Here is a 22,441-nt window from a genome sequence, read left to right on the forward strand (position 1 = left end):
CGCGCGAGCCCGGCGGCCCGCTACGCGCGGCACGGACACATCTCAGCTGGAAGGGGTTCGCCGCTCATCTGACCGAGACCTGTGCTGCCGACGGCCCCAACGTGATCACGGATGTCGCCACCACTGCGGCCACCACATACGACAGTCAAGTCCTGCCCGGCATCCACACCCGCCTCGCGCGTCGCGGCCTGCTGCCCGCCGGGCACCTGGTCGACGCCGGCTACACCTCTCTGCCCCACCTGGAACAGGCCGCCCGTGAACACCAGGTCACCGTCTCCGGTCCGCTGAAGAGCAACCCCACCCGCCAGCACCGCTGAGGCGAAGGCTTCGCCTGGGACGACTTCCACATCGACTACGACAAGCAGCAGGTCACCTGCCACCAGGGACAGGTCAGCGCGGGCGACCGTCTCGGCGGACTGCCACCGGCTGGGGAAACCCCCACACCCCGCCAGCCGACTGCCTTCCAGAACTACCTCGACCAGCGCGAGATCCCTCGCCCGAAGTCCTGGCGAACCCTGGGCAGTTGAATCCGCCGACACCAAGATCCCCAACAGAGTCCGGCAAGTGCACGGTAGCCGTCCCACTTGGGCTGAGCCGCCCACCCCTGGGGCAGGGCCGGGTCGTTGACCGGCACGGCGCGCATGGGTTCGGGCAGCGACCAGCGGGAGGGCGAAGACGAGGGCGTGGTCGACACCTTCCACACCTGAACCCGGTACCGGCTCCCGCTCTCCCAGACGGGCGACGCCGTTCCAAAAGCTACGGTCCGCCGCCAGCACCACGGGGCTGTCAGCGGGATGGGGCAGCGGCAGGCCGGACAGCTTGGGCTGCATCCGGTCGACGTCCAGGCGGCCCCGGGTTCAGTGCGCCGTACGAGGTGTCAGATCATTGGCCCGATCCGGGAATGCCCATCTGTTTACGCAATTCGTCATAGGGGTCGTCCCTGACGGCGGCGTCCATTAGCTCGGAACTTGGCGCATCGAAAAACTGCAGCCGGTTGGCGTCGGACGGGGCCGACGTCACATTGACTCCGAACGTTCCTGTTGCGGCCATGCCGTCCCCGTCAGGTGCGATCACCGTTGTCGATGGCGTGGTGGACGTGCTGCCCCCGGCCACGACGTAGACGTGGTGCGTGCCGGCGTCTACGGCAGGAGTGGTCGCGGTGATCTTGGTGTCGCTGATCACGCGGAACGTTTTCGCGTTGGTTTCCTTGCGGTTCTGATCCCGGAAGTACACCCTCGTGGCCCCGGTGAATCCCGACCCAGTGATCGTCAGTTCGTCGCCTCCAGCCGGTGAGGCGCCAGGAGGACTCAGGTGGGTGATGACGGGTGCCATGGCTCAGCCCTGTCGCTTGAGGGCCTGAACGCGCGACACCGTAACGGAGTGTCCACGCCTGATCATGCTAAGTGAGCGCATGTGTCACTGCATTTCATCAGCCACACCGCCGTGACCGGGCCTCACCGCTCTTGACGGTCTCTCCAGAGCGGGCACATCGTGGCGCATTGCACCACATCTGTTCCAAGGGGGCACGATCATGTCTTTCGAGTGGCGCTAGCTGGTCCGTCCTGACGGCTCGTTCTGGCGCACGCCCAACATCGACGGGTCCCTCGACGCGGTGACCGATGGGGAACTCCACCGCCTGGACAGTGCCGTGGACCGGCGCCGCGAGGACAAGGAACGAGTGTCCTGCTCGCGGTGCGGCCGGGAGGTGGTGCTGTACTGGAGGGCGCCGGCGCCGGGCGTGATGATGGAGCTGTGCGAGGACTGCGACGGCCACCGCCCGGCCGCAGCCGACCTGATCCGCTGGAAACGCGATCCCGCCCGGCGCGCGGTCGACCTGCCCTTGCTGTTCGAGATGTGGGAGACCGAGACCATGGAAGCCATGGGCTTCGTCTTCCACCCGGCCGGAGACGACCCCCACGCACAGGACTGACCCCACCCCACTGCTGTCGGGTGGTCAGGGCGGGGGATCGCCTGGGCTGGCGGGCAGCTGCTCCGGGGCAGCGGGCGCGGTCTGGGTCTCCGGGCCGCCGCCCACCCCGTACACGGCGCGCACCATGTCCACCCCGGCCTGGCGCTTGTCCGCATCCGAGTCCTCGACCAGTGCTCGCACAGTGGCGGTCGTGCGGTACCGCGTCCAGGCGGTTCAGCATGTCGGGCAGTCCGCCGGGCAAGAGGCGCCAGACGATGACGACGACGAACGCGAACGTGGTCCCGAGCGGAGTCAGGCCTGCTGCCTCAACATCGCTCGGCAGCTCAGGGCGTGTAGCTCAGGGCGTGCGCTGGCGCTGGAATCGCTGGGCACTCCATGGATGTCCGTGGCTCATGCCATGATCCGGCCTCATGAGTGACCGATCGCTTTCGCCTGCCTGGCTGGCCTCGTGGACAGACAGAGTTTCCGAGACTCTCACGGCCATGACAGGCGAGTTCGAGCATCGGCACGGCTTTCCCCCTGGGACCAACCAGGTCCGGCTGGCCGACCACGACGATCAAGCCGCGGCGCATACGCTCGCCCAACTCACCACTGCACCAGCTGACCTGCTCACCCTCTACAAGAGCGTCGGCGATGTCAGCTGGGAGGACGTCGGCAACGGCTACTTCCTCGATCCGGCCGGCGACGTCTTGCTGTGGCTCCAGGAGCACGGCGTTGTCGACGTCGGTACGGACCAAGAGGCCTGTGGCTTGGGCATCGGCTCGAACGGCGGCGGCCTGATCTACGTCGCGGGGCCCGAGGGGGCCGTTTACCGGACGCGGACGGCGTCGCTGGATAACCCGGAGTTCGACAAGGTGGCCGATGACCTCCGACAGTTCCTGGAGTTGCTGGAACGCGTCCTGACAGGGTTCAGCGCTGGCGGCGATGCGGGATGCCTGTAAGCACAGGCCCCCAACGCCCGTTCTGGTAGGTGCTGTTAGTCGGTAATTGTATTACTTGTTTCTCTATGTGTGGAGTGTCGTGATATCGACGTTGTCAGGCAAGGTAATTGGGCGGGCGCAGAGATTTCTGGAGCCCGATGAGCGGGTCCGGCGGGTGGTGTTGGCTCAGGGCGGGATCAATCCTCGACTTCGGATCGTGTTCTTCATGGTCGCGGCGGTCGGGGTGCGGGTTCTTCTTACTGCGATGGGAGAGGCTGAAGGTGCTGCCGGTCTTCTCGGCGGTTTCCTGGGCGGGCTCGCCGGGGCGTTTCTTGCCAACGGGTTCACCACTCGGCGCGGGGTGCTTGTGACGGACCGCAACGTCGTCGTGCTGGAGTACGGGCGGTTCGCTGGTGTGAGGCCGATCCGGGTGATTGCCCGACTGCCTCAAGGGACGCGGATCGGTCCGATGTCCGGGACTTGGGCCCCCATCGAGCTGGCCGGTGAGCGGCTCTGGGTGCACAAGAAGTGGCAGGGAGACGCGGCCGCGTTCACGCCCGCGCAGCTGGGGTAGCGCCGGGCTGGGGACCACAAGGCTTCCCACCACTCAGGTGTGGAACTGCTAGGAGCTGCGGCATGTTCCGCTCCGGCGGTTCGTCCTGGGACCGCCGCGCCGACCGCACGTGTCGCCGTGGTGTCGGGGGGCCGACGCCGAGGCTTTCTGGGAGGTCAGCTTGTCCGACCCGGCTTCCTGTCCGTCGATCCACACCAGGCCGGTGTGAGTTCGATCGACCGGTGCCATCCACTGCGGACGTCGCCCCGATGCGGCCACGGACGCGAGGTGACGAGCCTGCCGGTGTGACAACCGTCGTGCTTGGGCTCATCTGGTTCACCCGCGTTGCCGGCAGGCTGCCGCCAGCCTGGGTGTGCAGTGCTCGCCTTGGTGTCGGATCAGGTGAAGGGGTTCCTCTGGTGTCCCACTAGGCTCCCTGCAACTTGAGCCCCGGCATATGCCGGGGCTTGTTCTGCGGGTGCGCCCGGACGGGGTACCTGGGGAGGGGTGGATGATGCGGGGTTCTGCGGCCAGAAGACGGGTCGTTGCGGTGGCGGGTGTGGCGGCGCTGCTGGCGCTGGCCGGCGCGTGCGGCAAGGCCGGCGGGGGCGACGATGGGGGAGGGGTGAACTCGGGGTCCGGCGTGTCTGCGGGTGCGGCGTCGCAGGGGGCTTTGGGGGAGCAGGCTTCTGAGGGTGGGAAGGGGCTCAGTCAGAAGGCATTGGACCGTCTGGCGTTGAGCGCGCAGGACGTGCCTGGTTACGGCGTCACCACGGTCTCGGGCAAGGGCCGTCCGGTGGATCGGGGCAGCGTGACGGCCTACCGTGCCGCCACGCCCGCGCCGTGCCGGCCTGTCTACGCGGCTGCGCAGCTGGGCAGCCTGCATGACTTCACCGCGCAGGTCGTCCAGGACGTGGTGTCCGACTCGGACGGACTGGGGCAGCATGCGAGTGTGAGCCTGGCGTCCTACACCCGTGCCGACGCCCAGTCGGTGATGAGCGAGCTGCGGACGGCGCTCGCGCAGTGCACGACCGCCGATATGCGCCCCTCTGCCGCGCATCCCGATGCCGGGCTGGGATTTACCGGTGCCCAGTCGCGCCCGGTTTCCGGCTACGGCGATGAGGCTGTGGCCTTTGACGCAACCCAGGTGATTGTCGGCAGTGGTGCCGGGCTCGAGATTCCTGTGACGGTCCTGGTCGTTCGCCAGGACTCCACGATCGCCACGTTCCTGTCCCTCAATCCCGTCCAGCCGCCGGCCATCCCCCAGGACGTCCTGGATGCACAGCTGAAGAAGCTCGCCTGACCTGGTGTGAGCAGGAAGGGCAACGGGGGCTGAGCCCTGGTCAGGGCACAGCCCCTGTGCCCCCTGGAGCGCCATGGGGATGCGCCGGGCGCTTCGGCTGCGTCAGAGCGCGGATGTCGTCCGAAAGCGTCGGGCCGCGAGGTACAGACGCCGTCAGTTCCAGCTGGGGGAGGCGTGCGGCGGGCGGCGTTTTCACCGGAAACCTTCCGTCTGCCTGTCGGCGCGAGCTTGTGACCTGGGGTTGTGCGGTTGTGATCAGAGTCACCGACCGGGGGGTGGAACCGTCCGTTTGGTCCTCTGTTCGCAGGATGTTCATGGCAGTTACTGTCTCGCTTCACTGATCAACTTTCGGGTCGGGGCGGCGTCATCGTGCTGGGGAGCACGGCCGTTCGGAGCCGGTGGTCGGGTGTTTCTCATTGGTCTGTGGCTCGTGCACACGTGTGCGGGGCTGGGTGGGGCGGGGGTTCGAGTGGCTGCTCGGCGTGCGCGTTGGTTGTCCGTGACGATTGCGGGCGCCGTGATGGCGGGCCTGTTGTCGACCGGGACGGTGCTGTCCCCACCGTCGGCAGCCGCGGACTCGGGGAGTTCCACGCCCCTGGTGCCGTCGCAGTCGCTGGGAGCGGTACCGGCGCAGGAGGCCGAGGAGGCCGGTAAGGCGCTGCCGGAGCCGTCCTGGCCGGCGGCGGCGCAGGCGACGGTGGATCTGTCGCAGGCCGAGCCCGGGGAGCCGGGCACGGTCACACCGGAACCGACCGCCCCTGTCTCCGCCACACCCAGCCAGGACGCCGCCACCGAGGTTGCCGACGTGGTCGAGGTGGCACCGCTGCCCGAGAGCGACGGCGCTGCCACGACTCAGCTCGCTGGGAAGCGGCTTGCCGCAGAAGAGCCGCCCTCGCCCTCCCCGGAGCCCAGCGCGTCGGGGAGCGCCGAGGCGACGGCCGCGCCTGCCAGCGGCGACCCCAGCACCGATCCGTCGTCGCAGCCGTCGCCATCAGCGTCGGATGGTGCCGGCGAGCCTGCCGGGGATGTGGTGTCGCCGGAGCAGGTGGATGTGCGGGTGCTGGACCGCGCTGAGGTCGCTCCGGCCGGCGGTGTTGGCCTGGGTGTACAAGTCACCCGCACCGACGGAGTGACCTCGCCCGGCCAGGTGCAGGTAGCGATCGACTACTCGGGCTTCAAGTACGCCTACGGCGGTGACTTCGCCTCCCGGCTCCGCCTGGTGAAGGTCCCGGACTGCGCGCTGCAGACGCCGGAGGCCGAAGGCTGCACCGACCGGGAGTTCGTTCCGGTCGAGAACGACACCGCCGCGGGCACGTTGACGGCGACGGTGACTGCGGAGCCGGACAGTGACGGCCTGTCCACGCAGCTGGCTGCGGCCTCGGGTTCTGCGTTCCTGTTGAACACGGGCTCGTCATCGGACAAGGGCGACTACCGGGCCTCCACCCTTTCCCCGACCGGCTCATGGGAGGTGGCCACCGGGTCAGGCGCCTTCACCTACAACCTTCCCGTCAGTCTGCCGAAGCCGGCCATGGGCGAGGCGCCGTCGCTGGCGATGACATACAACTCGCAGTCCGTGGACGGCCGTACGTCGGCGACGAACAATCAGGCGTCCTGGGTCGGTATGGGCTGGGACCTGAGCGTCGGCTTCATCGAGCGCCAATACCGCAACTGCAGCCAGGACGGTCTGTCCACGATCGGGGACTTGTGCTGGGACTCGCCCAACAGCACCGATGAGCCGGACGGTGCGGTCTATGTCATCAACCTCAACGGCGTGTCCTCGACGCTGGTGCAGGACAACACCGGCACCGGCTCCTACCACCTGCGGGACGATCCGGGCTGGCGGGTGCAGCACCTGGACGGCGGGCACGGCGCGGACGACGAGTACTGGGTGATCTCCACCCCGGACGGCAAGCACTACTACTTCGGCTGGGGCCGCTCAGAGCGCACCGGCGCCGCCACCGGCTCGGTGTTCACGGTGCCGGTGGTCGGCAACGATGCCGGGGAGCCCTGCCACGACCAGTTCCCCGAGCCGTGCACGCAGGCCTGGCGGTGGAGCCTGGACCGCACGGTGGACGCCAACGAGGTCGAGTCGGTCTACTTCTACGACAAGGAGAGCAACTACTACCGCTCGGTCGCCAATACCGACAAGGCCCGCTCCTACACCGCGGGCGGCTACCTGAAGGCGGTCGAGTACGGCTGGCCGACCCAGATCACCGGGTCCAAGCCGACCGGCCGGGTTGAGCTGTCGCATGTGGGCCGGTGTGTGGAGCGCATGGGGGACGCCGATCCGCTGCGCAGCGAGCCGGGCGCCTGCCCCTCGATCGCTTCCAAGCCGACCTCGTACCCGGACGTGCCCGTCGACCTGATGTGCGACGGCACCTCGGCGGACTACTACTGCGCGGGCAAAACCTATTACCCGACGTTCTTCAGCAAGGACATGCTGTGGGACATCAAGACGTTCGTGCTGAACACAGCCATGAGCGGCTGGGATCTGGTGCAGCAGTACCAGACCAAGCACGGCCTGCCCAACCCCGAGGGCACGATCGGCAAGACGCTGTGGCTGGACTACGTCCAGCGCAAGACATACGGCAACGGCACGGACATCGTCCTGCCGGTCATCAACTTCAACGGCGTTGACCTGGACAACAAGGTCGGCTCCACCGAGCTCAACTTCCGCCGCGTGAACACCATCCACGGTGACCTGGGCGCCACCACGACCGTCGACTACGGCTCGCCCAACCCGTGCAGCATCGACGCCCTGCCGAGCGAGGCCTCCAACACCAAGGACTGCTTCAGACAGAAGTGGACCCCGGAGGGCGAGACCGACGCCAAGACGGGCTGGTTCAAGAAGTTCCTGGTCATGTCGGTGACCGTCGACCCGACGGTCACCGACAGCCAGGACGGCGCCCCGACGATGACCACCAGCTACGACTACCAGGGCGGCGCCGGCTGGCGCTTCGGCAATGACCCCCTGACCAAGGACGCCGACGAGTCCTGGACGGACTGGCGCGGCTACCAGAAGGTCGAAGTCACCTCCGGCACCGGCACGGTCAAACACTCCACGTTCCACTGGCTCTACCGCGGCCTGGACGGCGACCGCACCGCCAAGGACACCACGGCCACCCGCTCGGTCAAGGTCTACGACGGCGAAGGCACCGCATACACCGACTCACCCTGGCTGCAGGGCAAGACCATCGAAACCTCCAACAGAGACGACACCGGCAGCTCCCAGGAGAGGGTCTTCCACCACTACTGGGACCACGTCACCTCCACCTACGAGGGCCTGCCCGACGCCCGCTTCGTCCGCGAGGACGAAACCACCACCCTCACCAAGATCTCCACCGGCTGGCGCACCCACGTCGTCCAGAACGAATACGACGCCACCGAACCAGCCTCCGCAACCTACGGCCTGCCACTGCGCACCGACGACCAGGGCGAGGCCGACGTTGCCGACAACCAGTGCACGACCTACGGCCGCGCCTACAACACCGACTACTACGACGGCAGCAAAATCCAGCGGTGGATGATCCTGACCGACGAGACCCGCCACTACGCGGTCGGCTGTACGGATCGGGCCGCGGCCAACCAGGACGCTTACACGGTCTCGCTGTACGACAAGGCCGCCGACGTGGCGAGCAACAAGCCGGTGGACGGCAACGCCACCGAGACCCGCAAGTACGCCAGCGCCAGCACGACCGACTTCATCAAGGCACGGTCCGACTACGACGACGCGGGCCGCGTCACCTGGACCGAGGACGCCGACCGCAACCGCACCACCACCACCTACAACCCGACCAACACCTGGCCGGTTGACGGCGTCACGACCACGACGCCGAAGCCCAGCAGTGTCGTCGGTGATCTGCGGCCGGCTCTGTCGAGCACGGTGTGGACGTCCCGGTTCTGGGGTGTGCTGTACCAGACCAAGGACCCCAACGGGAAGATCACCAAGATCACCCTGGACGCGGCGGGCCGTCCGACCGAGGTGTGGAAGCCGACCGAAACCGGCACGTCCCCGTCGCTGAAGTTCAGCTACAGCACCCCCACCGCCACCAGCAACGGCATCCCCGACTCGGTCAACGGCTTCCCGAAGGTGGCCACCCACACCCTGCAGTCCGGGACCACCTACCTGTCGGCCTACGCCTACACCGACGGCCTCGGCCGCACCCGTGAAACACAGACGCCCCTCCCCGACGGCAATATGGGAACTGCGAACCGGCAGGTGGCGGTCACCCGCTACGACACGGCTGGCAACGTCACCGGAACCTCGGCCGTCTTCGCCAACGTGGGCACCGCAGGCTCCGGCGGCCCGGCCAGCCCCAAGGTTGAGGACCTGCCCTCCTATACCGACCTGACCCTGGACTGGGCCGGCCGCACCACGGTCTCCCAGATCCTCGTCGGGAACGGGTCCACGACCACGAGCTCGTTGAACGGACGGGTGGTCACGCAGTACTTCGGCGACTACACCACCGTCACGCCCGCGGTGGCCGACCCCACCGACACCTACACCGACGTGTACGGGCAGACCTCCAAGGTCGTCGAGCACAACAGCACCTCGACTTTCACCACTTCGTACGGCTACACCGCCAAGGGCAACCTCGAGACAATCACCGACGCCCGAGGCAACACCACCACGTACACCTACGACTGGGCCGGCCAGCGCATCACGACCCTCGATCCGGACGCGCGCAAGAGCGACACCACCTACGACAACAACGGCCGCATCGACACCGTCACCAGCAACTACAACTACCCCGTCATCAACCGGTCGACGGTGCTCACCTACGGCTACGACAACCTGGGCCGCAGGACCTCGGTATCCAGCGGCAGCACCCAGCTCGCCTCCTGGAAATGGGATGGAATCGGTGTCACCGGCGGCAAGGGCCAGATCACAGAGACGACCAGCCAGGACAGCGAAGGCAGGATCTACACCACCAAGACAGGCGGCTTCGACGACCGCGGCCGGCCGCTGAGCACCACCGTCACCATCCCCGACGAGGTCACCGGGCTGGCAGGCGACTACACCACCAGCTACGGCTATGACGCGGCCGACCACCTCACCTCGGTCACCTATCCCGAGGCGGGCGGGCTCGCCGAGGAGACCGTCACCGCTGGCTACGACGACTACGGTCGGCCCCGCACTGTCATCTCTCCTCTGCAGACGTATGTCCGGGACACGGACTACGACGCCTACGGACGCCTGACCAGCCGCTCCTATGGCCCCACCCTCACCAGCAGCACCGCCGCCAATGCCCAGCGCACCTACGGCTACTACGACGACAACGGCACCCGCCGTCTGCAGAGCATCATCACGACCACGGCTTCTGGCCCCGCCGTCACTCCCACCAAGCTGGAGCGGCAACAGGACACCTACACCTACGACTTCGACGGCAAGCTCACCCAGCTCCGCGAGCAGGCCACCGGCCAGACCGCGCAGTCGCAGTGCTTCCTCTACGACCGGCAGGGCCGCCTGACCGGCGCCCACACTCGCTCCACCGGAGCCGGCTGTCTCCTGGGTGTCTCGGACTTCACCGGCCCCGACCCCTACGAGACGGACTACACCTACGACCGCATGGGCAACCTGCAGTCCGTCACCGACACGGACCAGGCTGGCACGGCCACCACCCGCGACTACCTCTACCCCGGCTACGACGACGCCGGCACCTGGACCACCGCCAACGCCGCACAGCCGCACGGCGTCCGCAAGATCAACACCATCACCGCAGGCACCACAACCGGTACCGAGACCCTCACCTACGACAATGCCGGCCAGATGGACACGCGGGTCGCCCCGGGCAAGTCCACGGACTACGACTGGACCAAGCTCGGCCAGCTCGCCACCGTCAAGACGACCACCAGCGGCGGCAGCGAACTGACCCGCTACGCCTACGACGCCGACGGCAACCTCCTGCTCCGCACCACCCCGCAGGAGAAGGTGGTCTCTTTGGGCGGCATGGAAGTGCGCATCGCCGACGACAAGGTGACCGCGACCCGCTACTACACCAGCGGCGGTGCAACGGTCGCGATGCGCACCACGGAAGGCACCGCCGCCGCCGGCGGCAAGGTCACCTACCTCATGGCCGACACCCAGGCCTCCACCCAACTCGCCGTCGACGCCACCACCGGCACCACCACCCGCCGCCGCTACACCCCCTTCGGCGACGAACGCGGTGGCACCCTGCCCACCGGCACCGACAACGGCTTCCTCGGCAAAACCGAAGACACCAGCACCGGACTCTCCCTCCTCGGCGCCCGCGCCTACGACCCGCTCCTCGGCCGCTTCCTCAGCGCTGACCCCCTCAGCACCCCCTACGACCCGCAAAACCTCTCCGCCTACAGCTACAGCGCCAACGACCCCATCAACTACTCAGACCCCACCGGTCTTCTGACCGAACCCATTGGTATCAGCGGCGGCGACGATCCCTATGACGACAGCCAGAACAGCGAGAGCTGGGAGGACTCGGTAACTTCGTCATCGGAGGACAGCCGTGGGCTGCTCACCCAATTCGCCCTTGCAAGCCCCAGCCAAAGTTCGAACATGGCGGGCGGCTACTGGTTGCCCGAAACCAACGCCTTCGGTGTACCAGAAGTACTCTGCTTTGGCCGCCGTGCCTGCAGCCGTGCCCGTAACCACCTCCTCGAGCATCCAGAGGACGTTGCGGGAGCAAAGGAAATTGCAGCCACCTACTGCCTGAATAATTCCGACGAATGCGCGAAAGACGCCCGGATTTGGGAACGGACAAATGAAATAGGCTACAGCGAATTCACGATGCTTTTCAGTTTCGGTTACGGCTCATTGCTAAAGGGGGCCTTGAAATTTGCAAGCTGCACCAAGTGCTTCTTGGCCGGAACTGAAATTCTCATGGCAGATGGCACCACCAAGGCTATTGAGGATGTCCGGCCAGGGGACAAGGTCCAAGCCACTGATCCGGAAACCGGAAAAACCGGTTCCCGAGAAGTCACCCGACTCATCATCACCGAAGGCGACAAGCTCTTCAACGAGTTGTCCATCGCAACGGGCGACGGCATAGAAAAACTGACGGCGACATACGAGCATCCGTTCTGGTCGCCGTCCGAGAACGACTGGATCGAGGCCGGCGACCTCACCGCCGGAATGACCCTGCTCACTGATAATGGCGAAACTGTCATCGTCACGGCCAACCGGGCCTACAGTGACCGCGCGAAGACGTACAACCTCACCGTTGACGACCTGCACACGTATTATGTGCTGGCGGGGAAGATTCCGGTGCTGGTTCACAACAGCAACTGCAATCTTGTCCAGCATGAGGCTGCGGGTGGCCACGCGATCGCACGGCACGTCGGCAAGACTGATGCTGAACTGGTAGCCCGGAATATTCGCCACTCCTCAACATTCACTGATTTGGCAGCAGCGGAGAGGGCTACGGGTGGAAATCTTGCCGCCAATCAAGGGCAAATCTCTCAATGGCTTTCGGGAAGTGAAAGGCGTCTGGTGATTAACGGGCCGATGAGTCGTACGGATGGAAGGGTGTACGTGCGTGCCACGCAGACGTTCGTACAGCCTTCGGGGGTGACCACCGTCCTGCAGCGGAATCCTTCGATGCCAAACGGGTACAACATCGTCACCTCATACCCGAGTCTGTGATGGACATGGAGAGAATTCAATATCTTGCACAGGCTTATTTCCATCAAGATTATGACCTGGAGGCGGAGAATCCTATTCACATCTTGACGGAGTTCCGAGACGGTGAACCTCCCGAGGTGGTCGAGGAACTGAGAAGTGCTATGGAAAGGGTGTTGAGTTCGGGTGGGTGCGAGGAGGAGCTAGCTGCGCTTTGGCTCGACAGGGCTGGAGCCTGCTACGACCCGCGCCAGGACGGGATGGAGATGTCGGTCTGGTTCCGTCAGATGATCAACGCGCTTCTGTAGCAAAAGCAAAGCGAGAGGCCCTTCTGAAGGTTCCGGAGGGGCCTCTCGGCTGTCTGACGGCAGTAATTGACGGCAACGTCAGACGGAGGGTTTCCAACATCATGTTGAGGCGTGGTGAAGGACGACGACGGCCGGACGGAAACGACGACCACGGCCAGAGGTATGTGTATCTGTCCGAGATCACCGACCGCTACGCGCGGTGCGACACCCGCCGCATTCTCGAGCGCATCCAATACGCCGGGCCCACCCCCGCCGGCCCGGCCGTCGGGGGCGACGACTACGACCCGCGCGCCGCGACCGAAGACGACAGCATGTCCTCGTGGGCTCGTGCGGCCGGACCGAGGCCCCGCTACCGGATGCCCGACCCGTATGTGGGGGAGGGCGAGCCGCCGAGATCCTTCGCGACGCTGGTGATCGTCTGGCGGGGGTCGTCGAGAAGTTCTCGTGCTCGCGCGAGTTGCTTGTCTGACAGGTTCCGTGGCTCCACCAACGCGACAGGGTTCCCCTCCGCGTCCCGCTGGATGTAGCTGTTCTGCTTCCCTGTCGTCACCTCGATGGCCACGGCCTGCGCCAAGCCCATGTCGATTGAGTGCCCTCCTTCTCTCAACTCTTCGGCGAAGGCCTCGTACGCGTCGAACGCGCTGTTGAGTTCGTCCAGTCCTACCTCCTGGTTGTCAGCCGTCACGCCGTAGGCGCCCTGGGCCCGGCGCAGCCGGATGGCAACATCGATTGCGTCGCTCAGGGTCTTGTCCACGACCCCTATCAACCCGCCATCGGTCAGTAGGTCACGCAACGCTCCGCTGTCCGAGCAACGTGCTCTCGACCACGCGACGACCTCGTACCGGTTCGCCCGGCCGACCCCCCAAGCAGCGAGAGCGCGAAGGCTTCGGACACGAGGCTCCATGACCGGTTGACACGAGACGGCGGAGCCCATCATGCGCGGGACAGGGCGGGACCGTGCGCTGTCCGTCGATCGCTGAGACCCGAGCTGCCGGGCCTATGCCGCGGCCGCCAGCCAGGAGACCCGGTCGGGCTTCGCGTCAGCGGCGTCCCACTCCCTGAGCACGGCACGAACCTCGACGACGATGACAGAGCGCACATCTTTGCCCTGTGCGACATGCCGTAGATAGGGCTCGGCTGCCTGGAGGAGCGCGGACCGCGGGTGCATCAGGGCCATCGCATTATGGGCGCCCTTGCCACGGAGATGGCTCCACGCGTCGAAGTCTTGCATGCGGGGCTTGCCGAGGGCAGGGATGTGGCCGTCCACGTATTCCCGCCCGCTCGGCTTCTCGCATGACCACGCCGTTTCCAGAGCGCATCTCGGGCAGGCGAGGATGCCGGTCATGGACGGGAACCGGCGCTGCCACTCGCGGTCCAGGGCGTAAATGTCCTGCGCGAGCGGAATGGGCCTGCTGCACTTGCAGCAGGAGATGCGGAACTTCGGGACAGCCACAACAGGCTCCAACCTGCGCTACCGAGGGAGGGGAGCGCCATGGTGCCCGGCTTCTTGCCGGTGCGAGCGGCCGCGGCGTGCGACATGCCCTACAGCAGACACCGGCGGCGGATTCGTGTACCCGGACTCGGGCTCCGCGCGTGATCGTGGCACGGCAACGGCGGAACGAAGCGGTGAGCTGCAGTTGCGGCTCAGGCCCGGTGCGGATGGTGTACACCGCCGTGCTGTTGGAGTGAACCGGGACGACGGTGCCGTTTCCCGGGCGCCGGGAGCTCAGTTGGGCGGGCGTGGCCAACAGGAAGTCGAAGTCCGCGGTTGTTCATGAGTGCAACGCGCACGGGGTGGTGCCGAAACCCATGGTGTTCCGGGACAAGCCGGCCGTGATCCAGGGCCGGATGTACCCGCCCACCGCACGGATGCGTGTGGAGGACGATGACACCGTCTTCGATCTGATCGCGTCGCTGTATGCCGTGGTCCATGAGGAGGTCACCGGGCCGTGCGCCGACATCCTGATGGTGATCTGCCATGCGTGGCTGGAGCAGTGCCCGGTCGGGTTCCCGTTCCTGGAGGACGTCCCGGCCAGTTTCTCCGCTCTGCGTGAGCGGGCCGCCGGTCTCTTCGCGAACGGCGTGTACGGGCGGGACGAGCACGGCGGATACGTCGCCGCGCACAGCCATCATGCCCATGGACGTCCCGGCCCTGTGCACCGGCACGATCACGCGCCCCGTCCCGCGACGGTGCCACCGGCATTCCGCGGTCCGGCCTACCAGCCGGCCGAGGAGCAGCCGGCCATCTGGTGAGCGGGCTGATGGCACGCCATGGAGAGTTCCCGCATCAGCTCCGTCACCCGATCTCCTCCGTGCGGCCGTGCGCAGCCCGGATCCGGGCTGCGACGGGTCCGGCCGGCACGTGAGCGGCCGGCGCACGTCGCGACCAGTTGCTGTTCTTGGAGACCGTATCTGGCCTGTCCTACGGCACCGCGCTGGGCGTCGCTCGTCCTTGCTCGATGTGCCCGTCTGTAGATCACTCGTTTCGCGAGGCGGACCAGGAGACGTCGGAGCAGGCCGTGCTCGTCGCGCGCCATCGTCTCGCCGGAGTCCGGCCGCAGTTCCCGGCGGTAGGGGGCTCAGCAGGTTGTCATCACCCCGGGGAAGCAGCAGCCAGCTGCAGACCAAAGAGGCTCAGGACTCTCGGGTGTCGGGCGTGCCGAGCATCGGTCCGACGGCCTTCTCGTCCATCCCGAGAGGATTGTGGGCGTATGGGTAGAGAGGCTGGCGGGATGCGTACTGTGGGTCGTTGTCGTGCGGTGTGACCATGAGGGGTGTGCGCAGTCCTCTGCCGAAGTGACGCAGCCAGTGGATTGCCTGCCACCGGTACTGGGTGCGACGTAGGACGACAGCCCGCTCGTCGTCGTACGGTTCGCCTTCCGGCCAGAACACCACGTACCAGCAGTTCCGGCCACGCAGCGAAGCCCACGCGCTCCACACCTTGCCGGACCAACCGATGCGCTGCTTGCCTGCGGTCACTTTCTCGTCCCTCCCGCCGATGACACAGACATCGGGCTTCCCGCCAGGGTCCCTGCTCAACCTGTCGCAGTACAACCGGCGCGGGCTGCGGCAACCGCCAAGCGCTGACCCCGGCACGAGGTCAGGCCGCCCGCGACCGTGTCGGCGCGGACAGCACCTTGGAGGAGACGGTGGAGCGCATCATGCGGGAGAGCAGCCTGAATCGAGTGCCGTCGATCGAGAGGTGCTGGCTGACGACAGCTGCCGACTGTCCTCCAGGACCGGCGCGGACCGCTCGATAGGGTGACCGTGCCGAGGGCCGCCTCGGCCTCCTGCACCCAAGCGGTACGGCGTGGGTGGTCTGGGACGAGCAGGGGGTTCGGGTGGCGGACGTTTCGCCCGCGCAGGCGCTGGCCCGTGCGACGGCCGTCGGTGGGCGGGTGGCCGACCTGGTACGACGGGAGCCCCGAGGAGAAGACCAGCCGTGCCGTTGGGAACTCGTCATGACCCTCAGCGGCAGCCCCGAGGACCGGGCGGCCGCCGCGTGGATCATCGCCGATGAAATCATGCGGGAGCGTACCGGCGGGCGTCCACGGCCGTACGGAAAGTGGCGCGAGGCCACCTTGAACGGGGTGAAGCTGACCGGGAAGGATCACGTCCTGGTGAAGGCCTTCGCGGAGCCCGTCTTCGAAGCGGCAGCCGCGAAGAAGAAGCACAACCACGGGCTAGCCGGGTACGTGGGCGAGTGGCTCTGGTACCTCCTGATCCGCGACCTGCCCGAGGATCCAACGCGCGCCGTGGAGATCCTCGGACCGCCGAAGGCCGCTGTCAACGACGGAGGCGGCGACGGACTCATCGTCTACCGGGAAGGGGGAACGGCCCGCGGCTTCTCCTTTCGTCTGTGGGAGATGAAGAAGTACACCGGGGAGGCGAACCGTCCGGATGGGGCGATCCACAAGGGTTGGACGCAGCTCAGCACCGAGGGGGCGACCTACCTGGGGATGCTCTCCTGGGGCGACAAGCTGCTCGCCGACGACACCCGGGAGTTCGTGGGCAGTCTGGCCGAGCAGTGGGTCGATGAGGAAGAGTCGGCTGGCGGCGGCGTTAGCGTCGCGCTGAACACCACGGCGATCCCGACGAAGGCCTTCCATCTCGCGCACGAGCACTTCACCACCCACAAGCACCCCGGCGCGCTGCAGGGCCTGGTGGTGGCGATCGACAACCTCGAGGGCTTCGCCCATGAGGTGAGGGAGTACGTGTGGACCGCACTCTAGATCCGGCTGTACTCGCGACCGCCCTCGGCGAGTACCGTTCCGGCGGGGTCCTGCCCTCGGCGCAGGAACTGCTGGCGGCCATCACCCAACTGGAGATCGCCGCCTTCGGCAGGGACCAGGAGATCCCGGACGACGTGTTGGCGACGGCGTGGCTCCTGCACGGATTGGCCGCGGTCGAGCCCGAGACACCCGGGTTCGACCCGATGCGGATCCGGCAGGCTCTCGCGGTCAGCGCGCACGTGATGGACCTGGCCCTGGCCGACGAGCGACACTCGCCCACCGAGCGGCTGAGGATCGCCTTCGCCGCCCAGGCCGGGTACCGCAGGTGCGAGCAAGAGCCCAACGCTACCGCCGTCTACCGCCAGGTCAAGAACCTGGTGAACTTCACCTCCTCGCTTCCGGCACACCTCGACACCCTGGCCCTGGAGGCCGGCGTCGTGTTCCTGGCATTCGACCGGCCCGACCTGAACCGGGCCCTGTCCGCCTGGCGCCGCCAGTTCGCTGAGCTGCGCACGCTGATGAACGACGAACCGCTGGCGGGCACCATGTACGGACCGGCCGAAGCCGTCGTCGAAGCGGTCCACCTCCTGCGCCTGTTCCTCTCGTTCGGCGATCTGGACCGTCTACACGATGCGCAGGACCTGCTGGGCAGCGTGCTGGACGGGCGCGCCGGCCGCGGTGACCCGACCGCCCGGTGGGTTGCGGCTCACCTTCTCGGTCTGAGCGGCGAGATGGCCGCCAGCAGTCTGTACACGCTGCTCCCGGAGGGGACGCCGGATGCGGTTGCCCGGACCTTCGCGGTGTCCCACCCGCCGGTGATGACCCTGTGGCGCCCGCAGCGCCAGTTGCTGAAACTGGAGCGGGGCAACCCGGTCGACCCCGGCACCGGCCGGAGCCTGATCAGCGTGCCCACCAGCGCAGGCAAGACGCTGATGGCTCAGCTGGTCATCTGCTCCCATCTGGCGCAGAAGCCCGGGCGCGTGGTCTACGTGTCGCCGATGCGCAGCCTCGGCCGGGAGATGCGAGCCGCGCTGCGCGGCCGACTGCGGCTGATGGAACGCAAACTGGTCGCCGAGCAGCCGGACTTCCCGCTCGCCGACGGCAGCGGGTCCCTCGTCGGGGACGTGGACGTTGTGACCCCGGAACGGCTCATGCACATGATCCGCAACAATCCAGGCGGCGCGCTGGATGACGTCAGCCTCATCGTCGTCGACGAGGCCCACCACCTCACGCAAGGACGGCGCGGCTTCGTGCTGGAGAGCCTGCTCGCTCTCCTGCGAACCCGCCCCGACGTCCGGCTGGTGCTGCTGTCCGCCGCCGTCGGTAACCGGGCTGCCCTGGCTTCGTGGCTGGACCCGACGCGGCCGGCGGAGGAGATCTATTTCACCGACGACTGGCGCGGCCCCCGGCGTCTGCACGGCCTCATGTACCCGCGGCTGCTCAAGGGCCGGGCCGAGCGCGCCCCGCGCAGACCGAGTAAGAACCACCCCTCCACCACCCGGGCCACTGTGCCGGTGGCCTCCCAGCTCGACGTCCGGCCGACCGCCACCAGTGGCACCTTCGGTCGGACCATCCCCGGCGTCGGCACCAGGGCGTACGCCTCCCCCAACGCCTGGCAGTGGAACAAGGACACCAGACTGACCGGTGGCATCGCGGACTACGAGGTGTTCGCCGCCGGCGCCGCTGGCCTGACCCGTGCGGGCAGCGTCCTGATGGTCGTCGCCAGCAAAGTCATTGCCAGGAACGCCGCATACGCCATGGCCGAGCGGTTGGATGTCCGCCCCCAGGCGGCGGCGCTCACTGAGTTCCTGGCCGAGACCCTCGGCGAGCAGCACCCCCTGGTCGACTGCACCCGCCACGGCGTCGCCTTCCACCACGGTGACCTTCCCGACGACGTCCTCCACGCCGTCGAACAAGGGCTTCGCGACGGGGACCTGCTGGCCATCGCCAGCACCACCACCCTCACCGACGGCGTCAACCTTCCGGTACGCACTGTCATCATCAGTCACACGGTCGAGGGTGATCACACGCGCGGGAACCAGCGCAGCCTCAGTCCTGCGGAGCTGTTGAACGCCATCGGCCGGGCGGGCCGGGCGGGGCGTGAGAGCGAGGGGTGGGTCATCCTCACCCGCCCCTACCCGCCCCGACCAGCGGAGTTCGAGACCCTCACCCCTGACACCGAGCAGCTCACCGTCACTTCCGAACTGCTCAGCCAGGAAGCTCTGCGGGCCCTTGCCCTTGCTGAGTGGCAGCTGCAGAACTCCCTCGACAACCTGTTCGGCGTGATGGGGACTGTCGCGGCCGACTTCGCCGCGTTCGTGTGGCTCGTCCTGCAGACCCATGCCGAGACCCTCCACGCCCCCGGCGACCGGCTGGACCCGGTGCGATCCCTACTCGCGATGGAACAGGCCGACGACGAGCAGGTCCCGGCCCGCTGGATGGCACTCGCGGAGAAGGTGGCCACGGTCTACGACGCCACCGACCCCGGCTCCGCACGTCGCTGGGCCAGCACCGGCACCAGCATCGGATCCGCGCGCTTCCTCGACAGCATCGCCCAGCGCCTCGCGGAGCAGCTGGTCGCCCAGGCGGTTCCCGCAGACAGCCTGGACGAGATCAGTGTCTTCTTGGGACCGCCCGAATGGCCGCTAGAACAGACCCTGAGCTTCCTATCCGAGCAAGCCGTTTTCGAGAGCCTTCTGGTGATGCCCGAGACCTTCGGGTGCTGGAAGTTCACCGGGACGCCCAACGGGCCCAACGGGGGCTTCGCCGCCGACGTGCCGATCAGCGGCGCGATCCGGGACTGGATCTCTGGCACCTCCATCCCGGAACTGGCCCGCACCTGGATGCCTGACAGCCTGCCGGCCGATCCCCGGCCGCTGGAGCAGGCCGTGCACAGCATCAGCAAGGCCTTCGAGCACGCGATCAGCTGGACAGCCGGCGCGCTGGTCAACCTCGTCAATACCCACCCTCTGTTGACCCCCACCACGCCCCGCCTCTTCGCACACACGGCCTGGCACATCCGGCACGGCGTCGATACCGAACAGGCGATCACCCTGCTCACCTCCGGCATCACCTCCCGCCGCCTGGCCCACCAGATCGGCCGCGCCGCGGCAGATGCCCGCATCAGTTCCGGCGAACTCCGCACCTGGCTCGCCGATCAGCAGATCGACGGCTGGATCACCGCGTACAAGGCCAACACGTACGAGGTCGAGGACCTACTCGACTACGTGAGCAAGCCGGCCAACCCGCTCAACGAACTGCTGCGCGGCCGCCCCGTGACCATCCCTCTTGCACGGATAGGCCCGGGCACCGGAGACGGGCCGGTCACCCTGACCCACCCAGGCAAGAAGCCGGCGACCATCAGAGTCAACCGCGACGGAAACCAGATCGCCGCCATCCCCGCCGCCCGGCATCACGCCGTCCTCACCATGATCGACAGCGGTCTCGACCTCACCCACCATCTTGAGGCCGGGCAGCTGGTCACCACCTCGGCCACGGCCAGCCTGTAGGGCACCGAGGGTTGGCCGACGCCGGGCGGGTTCGACCTCCCGGTGATCTACTGTTCTGGGTCGTCAGCAGAACGGTAGACAGCTCGACCGGTGTCCAGGCGCTGAAGGATGCCGACCGCGGCGAGGTCGCGCAGGATCTGCCGGGCGCGCTTCGCGTCGACGGCAGGGCCGATCTCGTGGAGCGCGGCGACGGCCGACCCAGCGACCCGCGCGTCCTGGAACTCGCTGGCGGCCGTTGACCCGAATTCCCGGCCCAGCGCTGAAGGTGTCCCTGCTGGATCACCGTACGCAGTTGGTGAAGGCGATGAAGCAGGAGAGCGCCCGCAGCGAGCTGGCCCGGGCCGTGGTGGCCGCGCAGCAGAAGATCACTCAGCTCAAGCGAGGCTGACCTGCGCTGGCCCCGTTAGTTCGGCATGCAGGAAAGCGGCGGGTTCGTACCGCTGATATTCGGTACGAACCCGCCGCTGTTTCGGCCCTGTGCGGTGGGCGAGGGTCTCGCCGGCCCGGACTACTTCAGGTAGCGCAGTACGGCGTTGAGGATGGCGGGGATGTCCTCGGGGTTGACGAGGCGCAGCGCCACGTAGGCGAGGACGAGGATGACGACCGCGCGGGCCAGCGTGTGCACGATGGCGGGCCGGTCAGTGTCGGGCGCCTTGGAGAGGGCGAGGTAGGCGACCACGCCCAGGACGATCAGGGCGAGCAGCATCAGGCCGTTCATGGGGTGTTCCTCTGCGAGACAACGGTGGGCAGCCAGGGCCCGGCGCCTGGGCTCTGGCTCCCTGCGGCGCGTGTGCGGCGCAGGTGCTCACTACGTCATCTGTCGATGCGCAGGTGGTGGTCGATATCGACAAGGGATCTTTTGGCGCGACAGTGCCGTGTTGTCGGCGGGTGTCGGGTGAGGGTGTCGGGCTTGTCGGCGGTTTCCTCAGATGTGTTGGGGTGTGTCGGCCGACAGTGTCGACGCAGGTAGAAGCTTGATCATCTTTTATCCTTGGTGATCACTGTTGGTCCCGACCCGCCCTGGTGTGGGGGTAGTTGGGGTTTTAGTGCATGCTGTGGCTCAGTGACTGTACGTAGATCGGATATGTGCACATGGCAACGAATGGGCCTGCCACGCCAGTCGATGAGGCCTGGCAACGACACAGCCTCCGTACCGCGTTGGTGACGCTGTACAAGGACGGCGGGGGACCGAGCGGCCGTCAGTTTGAGCGTGGAGTCAGTGGCGACGACCTGTTCATCGGCAAGGACACGGCACTGGGCATCGCCAAGGGCAAACGGGTCACCAGCGAGACACAACTGCTGGCCTTCGTCGACACCTGCTTCATGGCCGCCCGCCAGTCGTTCGGTGATGAGGAGAAGGCGCAGTGGAGGGCGCGATGGAAGGATTGGGAGGAGTTCCGAGAAGCGTTCCAACAGCGGGCTTCGCCATCCCCGGGGGATGATGATCAGGAAGGCGCCAGTGGTCAGGAGGCCCCGCGAAGGACCGTGCTCACGGTGGACCGGCAAGGCGTGAGCCTTCGGTTCCCCATGACCATCCGGCTCCCCATCCCCGGGAAAGCAGCCAGGCGCGCGCACATCCTATGGATAGCGGCATTCGTGCTGGCCGTTGTGACAGGTGTGATCACACTGCCCGGTCTGGGGGACGACGGGGACGGAAGCCAAGGAAAATCAGGCGCCACGCCCGGCCCGTCAGCGACGAGCACCGCACCAGAATCCAGCAGTCTTCGCGGCCCGGATCCCACAGGCAGCCGACCTCCGGCCACGGACGACGAACTGCTGCACCTGAGCCGGACCTCCGGTCCGCAGCGCACGATGGTCACCCTCGACGCCTCCGGGTTCACCGCGCATGAACAGGTCCGCTTTGAGATCTTCGAAGGCGGCTGTAACGTCCCCTTTCCCAAAGACGACCGTCCCGTCCTGCGCGACGTATCGGCCGACTCCGACGGCGCGGTCAAAGCAAGCCTCCGCCTGTATACCGATGTCGACTGCGCTGGCGGTTCGGTAGAGGTCAGGGCCACCGGACGTGATTCAAAGACCACGCGGTCAGCCGACTTCACCTTCAACTGACGCCTGACCGGATCCGTCGCCA

The 22,441-nt window shown here is 67.1% G+C and carries 18 protein-coding genes; 12 read left to right on the top strand and 6 right to left on the bottom strand.

From position 1 onward, the window contains the following. Positions 1-101 precede the first annotated feature (101 nt). Positions 102-317, top strand: a complete 216-nt coding sequence (locus ACIHIX_RS39530) for a hypothetical protein (protein ID WP_399965103.1) — start codon at positions 102-104, stop codon at positions 315-317. A 565-nt stretch (positions 318-882) separates the two neighbouring features. On the opposite strand, the gene ACIHIX_RS39535 is transcribed toward ACIHIX_RS39530, so the two are convergent. After that, entirely contained in the window at positions 883-1,332 is a 450-nt protein-coding gene (locus tag ACIHIX_RS39535; RefSeq protein WP_399965105.1) for an IPT/TIG domain-containing protein, read from the bottom strand. Positions 1,333-1,612: 280 nt separating this feature from the next. Between ACIHIX_RS39535 and ACIHIX_RS39540 the strand changes: the two genes are divergently transcribed. Continuing rightward, a complete protein-coding gene (locus ACIHIX_RS39540; RefSeq protein ID WP_399965108.1) occupies positions 1,613-1,930 on the top strand; it encodes a DUF6300 family protein in 318 nt (105 codons plus the stop codon). Between the two features lie 24 nt (positions 1,931-1,954). On the opposite strand, the gene ACIHIX_RS39545 is transcribed toward ACIHIX_RS39540, so the two are convergent. Continuing rightward, entirely contained in the window at positions 1,955-2,110 is a 156-nt protein-coding gene (locus ACIHIX_RS39545; RefSeq protein WP_399965110.1) for a hypothetical protein, read from the bottom strand. Positions 2,111-2,412: 302 nt separating this feature from the next. On the opposite strand from ACIHIX_RS39545, the gene ACIHIX_RS39550 reads away from it, so the two are divergent. From ACIHIX_RS39550 to ACIHIX_RS39570, 5 genes are all read left to right on the top strand, one after another. Then, the gene (locus tag ACIHIX_RS39550; RefSeq protein ID WP_399965112.1) at positions 2,413-2,871 is read left to right on the top strand and encodes an SMI1/KNR4 family protein; all 459 of its coding nucleotides are present in this window, start codon (positions 2,413-2,415) and stop codon (positions 2,869-2,871) included. A 79-nt stretch (positions 2,872-2,950) separates the two neighbouring features. Next, the gene (locus ACIHIX_RS39555; protein ID WP_399965114.1) at positions 2,951-3,424 is read left to right on the top strand and encodes a hypothetical protein; all 474 of its coding nucleotides are present in this window, start codon (positions 2,951-2,953) and stop codon (positions 3,422-3,424) included. A 538-nt stretch (positions 3,425-3,962) separates the two neighbouring features. Next, the gene (locus ACIHIX_RS39560; protein WP_399965116.1) at positions 3,963-4,706 is read left to right on the top strand and encodes a hypothetical protein; all 744 of its coding nucleotides are present in this window, start codon (positions 3,963-3,965) and stop codon (positions 4,704-4,706) included. Positions 4,707-5,226: 520 nt separating this feature from the next. Further along, the gene (locus ACIHIX_RS39565) at positions 5,227-12,327 is read left to right on the top strand and encodes a polymorphic toxin-type HINT domain-containing protein (protein WP_399965148.1); all 7,101 of its coding nucleotides are present in this window, start codon (positions 5,227-5,229) and stop codon (positions 12,325-12,327) included. Continuing rightward, a complete protein-coding gene (locus ACIHIX_RS39570) occupies positions 12,327-12,611 on the top strand; it encodes a contact-dependent growth inhibition system immunity protein (RefSeq protein WP_399965118.1) in 285 nt (94 codons plus the stop codon). The genes ACIHIX_RS39565 and ACIHIX_RS39570 overlap by 1 nt, the downstream gene beginning before the upstream one ends. A 349-nt stretch (positions 12,612-12,960) precedes the next feature. On the opposite strand, the gene ACIHIX_RS39575 is transcribed toward ACIHIX_RS39570, so the two are convergent. Then, complete coding sequence (locus ACIHIX_RS39575) at positions 12,961-13,365, bottom strand: hypothetical protein (protein WP_399965119.1); 405 nt, start codon at positions 13,363-13,365, stop codon at positions 12,961-12,963. A gap of 243 nt (positions 13,366-13,608) precedes the next feature. Continuing rightward, complete coding sequence (locus tag ACIHIX_RS39580) at positions 13,609-14,064, bottom strand: hypothetical protein (protein WP_399965121.1); 456 nt, start codon at positions 14,062-14,064, stop codon at positions 13,609-13,611. A 356-nt stretch (positions 14,065-14,420) separates the two neighbouring features. Here ACIHIX_RS39580 and ACIHIX_RS39585 point away from each other — a divergent pair, with 356 nt between their 5' ends. After that, on the top strand, positions 14,421-14,864 hold the full coding sequence (locus tag ACIHIX_RS39585) for a hypothetical protein (RefSeq protein WP_399965122.1): 444 nt from the start codon (positions 14,421-14,423) through the stop codon (positions 14,862-14,864). A gap of 381 nt (positions 14,865-15,245) precedes the next feature. On the opposite strand, the gene ACIHIX_RS39590 is transcribed toward ACIHIX_RS39585, so the two are convergent. Beyond that, entirely contained in the window at positions 15,246-15,590 is a 345-nt protein-coding gene (locus ACIHIX_RS39590) for a hypothetical protein (RefSeq protein ID WP_399965124.1), read from the bottom strand. Between the two features lie 362 nt (positions 15,591-15,952). On the opposite strand from ACIHIX_RS39590, the gene ACIHIX_RS39595 reads away from it, so the two are divergent. The 3 genes from ACIHIX_RS39595 (at position 15,953) to ACIHIX_RS39605 (ending at position 20,740) form a co-directional block, all read left to right on the top strand. Beyond that, a complete protein-coding gene (locus ACIHIX_RS39595; protein ID WP_399965126.1) occupies positions 15,953-16,843 on the top strand; it encodes a hypothetical protein in 891 nt (296 codons plus the stop codon). Next, on the top strand, positions 16,828-20,352 hold the full coding sequence (locus ACIHIX_RS39600; protein WP_399965127.1) for a DEAD/DEAH box helicase: 3,525 nt from the start codon (positions 16,828-16,830) through the stop codon (positions 20,350-20,352). The genes ACIHIX_RS39595 and ACIHIX_RS39600 overlap by 16 nt, the downstream gene beginning before the upstream one ends. Positions 20,353-20,587: 235 nt before the next feature. Then, on the top strand, positions 20,588-20,740 hold the full coding sequence (locus tag ACIHIX_RS39605) for a hypothetical protein (protein WP_399965129.1): 153 nt from the start codon (positions 20,588-20,590) through the stop codon (positions 20,738-20,740). A gap of 120 nt (positions 20,741-20,860) precedes the next feature. Here the strand turns inward: ACIHIX_RS39605 and ACIHIX_RS39610 are convergent, their stop codons facing one another. Further along, on the bottom strand, positions 20,861-21,070 hold the full coding sequence (locus tag ACIHIX_RS39610; protein ID WP_399965131.1) for a hypothetical protein: 210 nt from the start codon (positions 21,068-21,070) through the stop codon (positions 20,861-20,863). A gap of 443 nt (positions 21,071-21,513) precedes the next feature. Here ACIHIX_RS39610 and ACIHIX_RS39615 point away from each other — a divergent pair, with 443 nt between their 5' ends. Beyond that, complete coding sequence (locus tag ACIHIX_RS39615) at positions 21,514-22,419, top strand: hypothetical protein (protein WP_399965133.1); 906 nt, start codon at positions 21,514-21,516, stop codon at positions 22,417-22,419. Positions 22,420-22,441 lie beyond the last annotated feature (22 nt).

The organism is Streptomyces sp. NPDC051913, from assembly GCF_044593635.1.
Lineage (GTDB): Bacteria > Actinomycetota > Actinomycetes > Streptomycetales > Streptomycetaceae > Streptomyces.

What these genes read in the sequence shown, in the direction of transcription:
- ACIHIX_RS39565 (WP_399965148.1), top strand. Translation starts at nt 5,227, where the DNA reads ATGGCGGGCCTGTTGTCGACCGGGACGGTGCTGTCCCCACCGTCGGCA.
- ACIHIX_RS39610 (WP_399965131.1), bottom strand. Translation starts at nt 21,070, where the DNA reads ATGAACGGCCTGATGCTGCTCGCCCTGATCGTCCTGGGCGTGGTCGCC.
- ACIHIX_RS39550 (WP_399965112.1), top strand. Translation starts at nt 2,413, where the DNA reads ATGACAGGCGAGTTCGAGCATCGGCACGGCTTTCCCCCTGGGACCAAC.
- ACIHIX_RS39535 (WP_399965105.1), bottom strand. Translation starts at nt 1,332, where the DNA reads ATGGCACCCGTCATCACCCACCTGAGTCCTCCTGGCGCCTCACCGGCT.
- ACIHIX_RS39570 (WP_399965118.1), top strand. Translation starts at nt 12,327, where the DNA reads ATGGACATGGAGAGAATTCAATATCTTGCACAGGCTTATTTCCATCAA.
- ACIHIX_RS39585 (WP_399965122.1), top strand. Translation starts at nt 14,421, where the DNA reads ATGGTGTTCCGGGACAAGCCGGCCGTGATCCAGGGCCGGATGTACCCG.